Source organism: Sphingomonas bacterium (assembly GCF_903643035.1).
Lineage (GTDB): Bacteria > Pseudomonadota > Alphaproteobacteria > Sphingomonadales > Sphingomonadaceae > Sphingomonas.
In genome coordinates, this window is sequence record NZ_CAHJWW010000334.1 from 1 (window position 1) to 2,670 (window position 2,670).

Annotated in this window: 4 protein-coding genes; 2 read left to right on the forward strand and 2 right to left on the reverse strand. The window is 71.8% G+C overall.

The window, feature by feature from the left end; genetic code table 11:
• Window positions 1–175, reverse strand: a 175-nt coding sequence (locus HUV01_RS14755; protein ID WP_217431031.1) for a GcrA family cell cycle regulator, incomplete at its 3' end; no start/stop codon positions are given.
• A 73-nt stretch (window positions 176–248) separates the two neighbouring features.
• On the opposite strand from HUV01_RS14755, the gene HUV01_RS14760 reads away from it, so the two are divergent.
• Complete coding sequence (locus HUV01_RS14760; RefSeq protein WP_174298956.1) at window positions 249–1,118, forward strand: ABC transporter permease; 870 nt, start codon at window positions 249–251, stop codon at window positions 1,116–1,118.
• A gap of 5 nt (window positions 1,119–1,123) precedes the next feature.
• Window positions 1,124–2,401: a serine hydrolase gene (locus tag HUV01_RS14765; RefSeq protein WP_174298957.1), complete on the forward strand. Its 1,278-nt coding sequence runs from the start codon at window positions 1,124–1,126 to the stop codon at window positions 2,399–2,401.
• A gap of 58 nt (window positions 2,402–2,459) precedes the next feature.
• Here HUV01_RS14765 and HUV01_RS14770 read toward each other — a convergent pair.
• A partial coding sequence (locus tag HUV01_RS14770; protein WP_254606710.1) for a LysR substrate-binding domain-containing protein occupies window positions 2,460–2,670 on the reverse strand: 211 nt, incomplete at its 5' end.

Here is a 2,670-nt window from a genome sequence, read left to right on the forward strand (position 1 = left end):
CGGGCGGCTCGTTCACCTTCACCGGCGACGGTCGCGCCTGGAGCCCCAGCCGGTGCGCCTTGCCGATCACCGCGTTGCGGCTGACGCCACCCAGCGCCTCGGCGATCTGGCTGGCGGTCTGGCCCGCTTCCCACATCTTGCCCAGCGCCTCGATGCGCTCGTCGGTCCAGGTCATCATGTCGCACTTCCCACATCGTCCGGCCCGAACCGGCTGGCCAAGCGGACGTCCAGCGCGTACCCGGACCGCGATGAGCAGCCAGCCCCCGATCGGCGACGCCCCTTCCACGATCCGAAACGCGTCGGCCGTCCGAAACGCCCCCGGTGTGCCGGTGATCCGGCAGGTCAACTGGGGCGGTCTTCGAACGCTCTATGTGAAGGAGGTGCGCCGGTTCTTCAAGGTGCAGCTCCAGACCGTCTGGGCGCCCGCGATCCAGACGCTCCTGTACCTCGTCGTCTTCACCACCGCGCTCGGCGGGCGCGGCGCGGTGCACGTCGGCGGGGCGGAGGTGCCGTTCCCCGACTTCGTCGGCCCGGGCCTGATCGTCATGGGGATGATGACTGGCGCCTTCGCCAACGCCAGCTTCTCGCTGCTGGTCGGCAAGATCCAGGGGACCATCGTGGACTATTTGATGCCGCCGCTGTCCAGCGCCGAGCTGATCGCCGGGCTGGCCGGCGGCGCCGTCACCCGCGCCTTCTGCGTCGGCGCGGCGGTATGGGCGGTGATGCTGGTGTCGCCGGGCATCCACGTCGCGCCCGTCCATCCGCTGGTGGCGCTGGGCTTCGGGCTGACAGGATCGGTGTTCCTGGCGTTCCTGGGGCTGCTGACGTCGATCTGGGCGGAGAAGTTCGACCACGCCGCGGTCGTCACCAACTTCGTCGTCGGGCCGCTGACGCTGCTGTCGGGGACCTTCTATTCGGTCGACCGGTTGGCGCCCGCGTTCAGAATAGCTAGCCATTTCAACCCTTTCTTCTACATCATCTCCGGCTTTCGCTATGGCTTCCTCGGCATCGCCGACTCGTCCGTCGGCATCGGCGCGGGCGTGACGATTGGGGTCGACGTCGTGCTGGGGCTGACCTGCTACATGCTGATGAAGCGTGGCTGGAAGCTGAAGAACTGACCGGCGTGCGCTGGCTGGCGATCGCTCTCTGGCTGACGTTGACGACGATACCGGCCGTGGCGCAGACGACGGCCGGGCCGACGCTCCCCTCGCGCGTCCGCCAGCTGGTGCCGCTGCTCGCCGGCCGCGACGTGCCCGACTATCTGGCGCCGGCCTTCACCGCGCAGGTGAGCCCGGCGCAGCTGGCCGCCGTCACCGCTCAGCTGCGCGAGACGCTGGGCGAGCCTGACGCGATCGTCGCGACGAGACCCGACTCGGCCTGGAGCGCGACGCTGACCGTCGGCTATGCGCGCGGTACCGCGACGGTCCGCATCGCGCTCGACCCGATAGCCGAGCACCGCGTCGTCGGCCTGCTCGTCACCGGCACGACGCAGGCGAACGACACCCTCGAACGGCTGACGGCGGACTTCCGCGCGCTTCCCGGCAGCGGCGGCTTCGGCATCTATCGGCTGGGCAGCGGAGCGGGCGGGGGCGATCCGGTGCCGCTGGCGCAATGGCGCGGCGAGGCCGGGGCGCCGGTCGGCTCGTCGTTCAAGCTGTGGCTGCTCGCGGAAGCCGTGCGTCAGGTGGCGGCGGGCCGGCATCGCTGGACGGACGTCGTGCCGCTCGGCGCACCCTCCCTGCCGTCGGGCATCACCCAGAACTGGCCCGCGGGCACGCCGATGACGCTCCAGGGCCTTGCCACGCTGGCGATCTCGATCAGCGACAACACCACCGCCGACACGCTGCTCCGCGTGCTCGGGCGGGGCCGGGTCGATGCGCTCGCCACACGGCTGCGCTGGTGCGAGCCCGGGCGCACATTGCCCGTGCTGTCGACGCGCGAGGCGTTCGCGATCAAGCTCGACCCGGCGCTCCGGGCCGCGTGGCTGCGCGGCGACCGCGATGCCCGGATGCGGCTGCTCGCGGACGACGCCGCGACCATCGAGGCGGCGCCCCTGCCCGCCGAGGCGTTCGCAGGCGGCGCGGTCGCGGCGGAGACGGTGGAATGGTTCGCAGCGCCGGTCGCGATGGCGCGCACGCTCGACTGGCTGAGGCTGCACGGCGACGCCGCCGCGCAGGCGATCATGGGCGTCAACCCCGGCACCGATCCGGCGACCAGCGGGTTGTTCGACCGCATCGGCTTCAAGGGCGGGTCGGAGCCGGGCGTCGTCGCGATGAACTGGCTGGTCCGCACGAAGGATGGCCGCTGGCTGGCGGTTGCGGGGAACTGGCACGGCGACGCGGTGAAGCCGCTGACCTTCGCGACCCTGATGAACCGCGCGCTGGCGCTGGCGGCCAGATGATCCCGGCCCGCTCGCGCGGAAGCGGAAGGGAAAGCGGGCCGGCACAGCCGACAGCAAGCTAGGACGTCAGCGCGTCGACCAGCGCCTGCACCTTCTTCTGGCGCCATTGCGGCAACGGGGCGACCAGCCAGTAGCCAAGCCGCGACGGCGTCGGCGATCCCAGCGCCGTCACCCGCGCCTCGGCCAGATCGCGCCGGGCCAGCATCTCGGGCACCGTCGCCCGGCCCAGCCCCTGCGCCGCCGCGTCGATCGCTAGGCCGGCGTCGGCG